The sequence below is a fragment of the Bacillus sp. JJ1503 genome (assembly GCF_036965125.1).
Lineage (GTDB): Bacteria > Bacillota > Bacilli > Bacillales > Cytobacillaceae > Cytobacillus.
The window spans coordinates 1-6,687 of sequence record NZ_JBALOZ010000255.1 but is presented as its reverse complement, the minus strand read 5'-3'; the positions used below and the strand labels follow the sequence as shown (position 1 = coordinate 6,687).

The 6,687-nt window shown below is 34.9% G+C and carries 6 protein-coding genes and 1 pseudogene; all 7 read right to left on the bottom strand.

Annotation, left to right across the window (positions count from 1 at the left end):
• Positions 1–199, bottom strand: a pseudogene (locus V7149_RS18990) (phosphatase PAP2 family protein); the annotation flags it as partial.
• A 243-nt stretch (positions 200–442) separates the two neighbouring features.
• A complete protein-coding gene (locus V7149_RS18985; protein WP_335347163.1) occupies positions 443–1,579 on the bottom strand; it encodes an MGDG synthase family glycosyltransferase in 1,137 nt (378 codons plus the stop codon).
• Between the two features lie 113 nt (positions 1,580–1,692).
• Positions 1,693–2,508 carry an alpha/beta fold hydrolase gene (locus tag V7149_RS18980; RefSeq protein ID WP_335347162.1) on the bottom strand — a complete coding sequence of 272 codons (816 nt, stop codon included), beginning with the start codon at positions 2,506–2,508 and terminating at the stop codon, positions 1,693–1,695.
• Between the two features lie 87 nt (positions 2,509–2,595).
• Positions 2,596–2,733: a hypothetical protein gene (locus V7149_RS18975; protein ID WP_335347161.1), complete on the bottom strand. Its 138-nt coding sequence runs from the start codon at positions 2,731–2,733 to the stop codon at positions 2,596–2,598.
• A 421-nt stretch (positions 2,734–3,154) separates the two neighbouring features.
• A complete protein-coding gene (locus tag V7149_RS18970) occupies positions 3,155–4,600 on the bottom strand; it encodes an HD-GYP domain-containing protein (RefSeq protein ID WP_335347160.1) in 1,446 nt (481 codons plus the stop codon).
• 297 nt (positions 4,601–4,897) lie between these two features.
• A complete protein-coding gene (locus V7149_RS18965) occupies positions 4,898–5,266 on the bottom strand; it encodes an SET domain-containing protein (protein ID WP_335347159.1) in 369 nt (122 codons plus the stop codon).
• An 11-nt stretch (positions 5,267–5,277) separates the two neighbouring features.
• A complete protein-coding gene (locus V7149_RS18960) occupies positions 5,278–6,363 on the bottom strand; it encodes a CotH kinase family protein (RefSeq protein ID WP_335347158.1) in 1,086 nt (361 codons plus the stop codon).
• Positions 6,364–6,687 lie beyond the last annotated feature (324 nt).

Genomic DNA, 6,687 nt, shown 5'->3' with positions numbered 1-6,687 from the left:
TTTCAAAGCCCCATTTTTTAGTTGGAAAATCAAGGTATAAAATGAGGAAGATGGTAAGACTAATGGTTGCCGTTGCTCCACCGAAATGAGTGATTTGACGGAAGAATAAATTTAGGCCTTTTTGGTCGAAACGATTGTTAATAAGTGAAAAGACATTACATTCAAATTGATGTAAATGATGAACCCATTTCGTTATCATTTGTTATCCCCCCTCCTATGAATTACTTTGATTGTACCCGAGGGATGTAAGGGAAATATGAACGGAGTATAAATTTAGTGTTGATCATTTTTAATAAATAGCTTAATTTTCACAAAAATCTTAATAAGAAATTAATGAAAAACAAAAAAGGCATCTCAATCCAAAAGAAAAGGACGAGATGCCGTTCTTTCAGTTGTGACACGCACTCCGAATAACCCGAACATCTCCGAGCCAATTCCTGTCTCAGTTCGCACTTTTGATGTTTTTTGCTTGCTGCCAATACTCTTGCAGAACATCGTTGACAATCGTTTCGGCTGCATGAGGCATATGAATCTTTCCTAATGATGATTTCATTTGTTGTAATTTCACTTTGTCTAAAGTTAGCTTGTGAATTCCTTTAACCAAATGTTCCAACTTGTCAAATGAGACCGCTGCACTGTTTTTTTGAAAAAACATAGCATTTTCGTTTTCTTGACCTGGTGTTGCTGGTAATAAAACGATTGGGACGTTTTTTACCATCGCCTCTGTTAACGTTATTCCCCCAGGTTTTGTTACTACACATGTTGCTAGCTGCAGCAATTCAGCCATTTCAGAAACATAGCCAAACACGCGAATATACTTTTCTCGTTGAACTTTATTTTGCAACTGTTCATACAGTTTTTTGTTTTTTCCGCAAACAATTAGGATCTGAGTTTTTTTGTCTCTTATTAAATTCTCACAAATATATTTGATTTCTTTTGATACTCCATGGGCCCCTGCAATCAATAAGATTGTTTTTAAATTGGGGGTGATTTGATATTTTTTAAAAAGATAGGGTAGGGAACATGTTTGTTGAAATTGATCTAGTACAGGTATCCCTGAAACAACAATTTTTCCTTCGTTCATTTCATTTTCTATGAGCTGTAATTTTAACTGTGGAGTCGCTACATAATATTTATCAATTCTAGGATGAATCCATGAATAATGAAGACAATAATCTGTGACAACGTTGTATGTGGGGATCGTCTTTTTTGTCTTTAATAGAAAATATGGAACCGTTTGAGTAGGGAATGTATTAATTATGGCATCAGGTTGCTCCTCCGTAATGATTTTACTTAATTCCGAATAACCATATGGAAAATGAGGAGTTAATTTTCGTTTAGAAATCTTTTGACTGCCATAATAAAATAAGCGATAAAGTTGCCCGCCCCCCTTTGTGTAGCTTTTCAAATATAGTTTTTTCGTAAATTCATGTAAACGTGGATTTGTATCTTGATAGATATCCCTAATAACAACTTCAGCGGTTTTTTTAAGAGTAAATTGTTCTTCGAGCGCTCTAGCTACTTGTATGTGTCCATTGCCATAACTTGTTGTCAAAATTAATACTTTTGGCTTTTTCATTATGCGGAACTCACTCCTCTATCACCGAAACTGGAAATCATTAATTACCACAATCATTTTACCAAGAGTTTATTAGGTTTCTGTTAAGATAAAGTTAAGATGACTGAATTTTTTTATATTGATGTATGTGCTAAAATTTGTTTAAAAACTTCATTTGAACGTTCTTCCGTAATTAAATGGCCCGTTTTTTCATATGTAATGAGCTTTGCGTTAGGCAAGTCATTAGCTAATTGATGACCAATATGAACTGGAACGACTTGATCCTCTTCTCCCCAAAGTAATAATGTTGGGATCGTAATATTTTTTAATTCCTTACTTGGTAAATCACCTTCACGGTATCTTAATAATCTCATCAGGGATATGTAAAACCCATCTTCCTGCAACGGTTTTCCATATTCCTCAATATAGTCTTCCGTTATGAGAGATTGCTTATAAAATACGTTTTTCAAATGTTCCCGCACTTCCTTACTTTGGACCTTTCTTCTTATGTAATAGTGAAAAAAAGGGAGATAGGTACATAAAATTAACGCTTTGTTTGCTCTTTTTAAATAGCCGGAACTCGATAATAACACCAAGTTCTTTATTTTTTCAGGAATGATTTTCGCTGTATATAATGCAATTTGGCCACCCATCGAGTGTCCTGCAATATTCACCTCTTTTAATTTAAAGTAATCGATACAATCGGCAACGATCTGGGCATAATTTTGAAAGGAATACACAAAGGAGGCCGATTTTTCACTGCGGCCAAATCCAGGTAAATCAATGGCGATGATTGAGAAATATTCTTTTAATAAAGGGATCAGAAGATTAAATGTATAAATAGAAGAAGCAAATCCATGAATTAAAAGAAGTGGAGGCTTTTCATCTAACCAGTATTCACAATAGATTTTCACATTACAAAGTTTGATATACGTTTGATTTAATTGCATCCTTCACATCTCCAACATTGTTTGTTAGAGATATTTTGTACATATCACTGTTCCAACATGTATTAATGGTATGAGTCTCTGCTCCCTTTAAATATACTTCACTTGCTTAAAAAGATCCTTCATATCCAAAACCTCTTTCCCTGCGATTAAAATAAAATCTGTATGCAAATAGGTTGTACCAACAAGATCTTGAAGGTTAGACAACTCCATATCATCTGCTTGCAATAATGTGTCATCCTCTAAATAAATATAAATGGAGAAATGGTTTTGTAATAAAGCAAAGAATTTGGCTTTACATAAAAATCACATTTATTAGGGCACAAAAAAGGATGCCTTCAATATCAAGGCATCCTTTTTTACTTTTGTTTTTAAATGATTAACCTGCTGCCATTTATTCTTTCCTATTTGATTCTTCACTTTCCTAGTATACTTTATCAGGTTTAACAACGAATATTCTAATTAAAGTCGCAATCGTGAAGAAAGCCCTAATGACATATAACACCATGTCATAGGATTGTGTCTTTTCAAGAATAAGGTGTTAAAAAGTAAAACATTTATCGGTATTTGGCTTATGTTCTATATTAATATTACATGCGGATTTTGGAACAATTTATTCTAGATTTTTTTTGCAAATAGCACAAAAAATCTAAAATGAAGAAATCAATGTACCAGTAGTATCATTATTTATTGTACTAGATGGATATTGATAAACTGTCGGGTTTCGTTCACACAAGTTAACCCATGCATCTACACATTTAGGGTCAAAGTGAATGCCTTTTTGCTCAATTAAATACTTTACGGCTTCGTTATGGGTCCATGCTTTTCGATAGGATCTTTCAGAGGTAAGAGCATCGTAAACATCCGCAACAGCTACTATTCTAGCTAAAAGCGCTATTTCTCCCCCTTGAAGCTTGTCAGGATAACCGCTGCCATCCCATTTTTCATGATGAGAACGTATGATACTGAGCTCTTCTTTCATAAAACCAAGGTCTCTACACATTTCGTAACCATTCACTGGATGCGTCTCTATAATTTCTCTTTCCTCACTAGATAGTTTACCAGGCTTGTTGATAATCGAATCTGGGATACTTATTTTCCCTACATCATGAACTAGAGTTCCTTGAGCTATTGCCCTTAATTGTTCTGGTTTTAACTTGAGTTCTTCTCCTAGTTTCAATGCATACATGGTTACTCTAAAAGTATGGCCCATTGTATATGTATCTTTTTTTTCTGTAGTAACTACTAGAGCTTTAACACTTGGCGAAGCACTATTTGTAATTCTTTCAAATGGATCGTTAGTAAATAATGCACGGATAGCACCTACAAAACTCCCCCTCACTACATACTGCTTAATTAATCCAATAAGCATAACAATCATTGATGCTAATAATAGAAAATGATACATCCACCAACTTAGCCTCCATATCTCTCCCAAAATCATGATAAGCTGGGATACAATAAACCAGCCTGCACTATAGACAATCGATATCTGGAGGGGGAACCGTGAAAATCTATAAGTTTGATAATATCGAATAATAGTAATTATATTTAGCAGTAAGACGATAGCAGTAACAAACCAATTAAGAGGCTTTACATTTAATGGAATGAAATGCATTATGTTTGGAAAACTCATTGATACTATGCCAAAAATACTTAAGGCTAATATCCAACCTGGAACAAGCATACTTTGTCGCTGTGATAGTTTTTCAACAAGTTTATGATCAGAGGGTAAAGAAGATAACCATAACCATATAGTGGCTAATAACATACTTAACTGTGATGCAACACCTGGTAAATGTGTTTCAGGGAGCAAAAAGTGTGGTGTAGATAAACCATGTAAAGCAAACACAAGAGCTAGAGAAATGAAGGATAAAGCTAAAAAGCTAACCTTAATATTCCTTAGTCTTTTCCCAACAACCCCAACAGCTATAGCAAGTATGGTAGATAATATAGAAACTGCACTTACAATATAAAAGTGTCCTCTGGGCATTATAAATAAAGGATCATCCCAAAGCCCACCTCTTAAAAATTCAAATATGGCAAACGGTAGGGCAACTGCTACTAAAGGTCCAATAAAACTATAGTTTTTCAATTTATTTCCTCCAAGTTTTATTTGAGTTTGTAGTACTTCTATACTATCATATTATACTAAATTTTTAGATAACTCGTATATTCTATCAACTTTATTAAAAACGGATAGACCTCCTTAGGGTTCTATATATGTAACTAATTAAACTTTTAACTGGCTCGTCCTTTTTATCGATCCCATTCGAGGATATATCGGAAAATGCCCAAATTGCCGAAAGCAAAGAATAAAAAAGCCAAGTATTAGGGTCAGTCCATCACTGCGTGAATACAGCAAGGACTGACCAAGGTGATGAAAGGCACCCTAGAAAACGTCAAACCATAATAGCGACTGATCACTTGGATCTCCATTATAATTTACAAAAATTTGCTCTCCTCTTTGAATATCTTTCCTGGCATAAAAGTCTAAAGTTTGGTTTTCAATATTGGTAATATACTTTGCGTTAGGAGTATAGGAGTGATTATATAAAGAACCATATCCTAAAGCGATGGCTTTATCTTCTCCCCAACGAAATACATAGTTTTGTAGCACACTTTTTCTCATTTGCTTCCATTCTTGGTCAGGAATAATAATTACCGGGGCTTTCTCCAGCAATTCCCCTTTCTTAATATAACGATCCGCAAATATCCCCCTGCCATACTTTCCTGCATTTTTTACTATAATTGGTCCCACTTTATGGCCTCCTATTTCAAATTCTTAAGCTGTTCTAGAAGATAACGATTCCGATTTGAAATAAATTGAAGGATCAGTTCTGGCTCACTTTCAAATAGATTGATAGATTTTCTGCTTTTATACCGATCTAAAGTTATATACGTTCGCAATTGGTTATACATATTTGTCACTTTCAGTTCCAATGCACTGATAGTAAATGACGTATTCAGAATTTCTTCAAGCATAAGGCGATATTGATCACGGAATTCCTTATGATCAAGCAGGCGTGCTGTAAGCGTATTATAGCCTCGGACGGGGACGTAATCGTATTCCATTATTTCTCCATCCCAGTCTCTCCCCCAGGTTGCATCATAATCCCAAGGAATCATTTCGAACAATCCCGTTTCGCTATTACGATACAAGGCATAATTATGAATGAAACCATCAAAGTTCTGTGTACAAACTGCCCCGCAAAGCCATATCAGATACTTTTTCACATCCAGGTACTTCGTTATTTCTTCACTGAAATTTTCCCGAGGAATCGTATTTATTTTGGCTATGAATGTTTCTAAGTCATGAATATCCTTTTCACTACCATCCTTCTGATCATATCCAGAGAAAAGGGAAGATTTTGGTCCATTTTCCGGCGTTAATAATGAAAAATTTGCGTGATAGGTAGTTGCATAAAAAATTGGCCCATTTGGAAGCTGTCTTTTTTGTAGAAAACATTGATCTACGGATTCAAGCTGCAAATAGATACCTTCAGGCTTTCCATTGAGCTCAAGGAAAACATGTCTAGAATTTGGAGCAAGACAGCCAATCGTTTGGAAAAAATCAAATGATAGTTTGTTGCGAATCAATGACGGATCACGATATTCTGCATTAAGATGAATTTCATTCCCGCTAAACTCTTGATTATATGTTTCAAAGTTAATTCGATACGATTTTTTAGGAAATGTACGTACGTGATCTCCCCGATAGGCAATACCGCTTTCATACTCATTACCGTCTATCACCAGTTTGGAAGGTAACAGCCTTTCGTTCCATACATCGTTCATCAGTTTTTTATAATGCCGAGGCTTAATCATAATACCGATGACAGGTATATTTTGTGTCATTCAATCATTCCTCTATGATTTGATATTCCATCTTATGAGGGTAAGAAAATATTTGATCATAAAGGGATTAGAATTGGACAGGAATCTAGGACAACTTCAATAAAGTTTCATACAATACAGTACCTTACATTAAAGGAACTTTATTAGAAAGGAGGTTCTCTAATTGGAGAGAATCGATGTTTTAGATTTAATTAACCAAGCGGAATCTAATGGACTTGAGGATTTTTTAATGCAAAACCCTTTTGCTGCAGGAACTGGTGAAGGAACTGGCAAGAAAGGCACTGGTAAGAAAGGGACTGGCAAGAAAGGGACTGGTAAGAAAGG

Excerpts from the sequence above, each read along its gene's own strand:
- V7149_RS18980 (WP_335347162.1), bottom strand. The coding sequence starts at position 2,508 with ATGCAATTAAATCAAACGTATATCAAACTTTGTAATGTGAAAATCTAT.
- V7149_RS18985 (WP_335347163.1), bottom strand. The coding sequence starts at position 1,579 with ATGAAAAAGCCAAAAGTATTAATTTTGACAACAAGTTATGGCAATGGA.
- V7149_RS18960 (WP_335347158.1), bottom strand. The coding sequence starts at position 6,363 with ATGACACAAAATATACCTGTCATCGGTATTATGATTAAGCCTCGGCAT.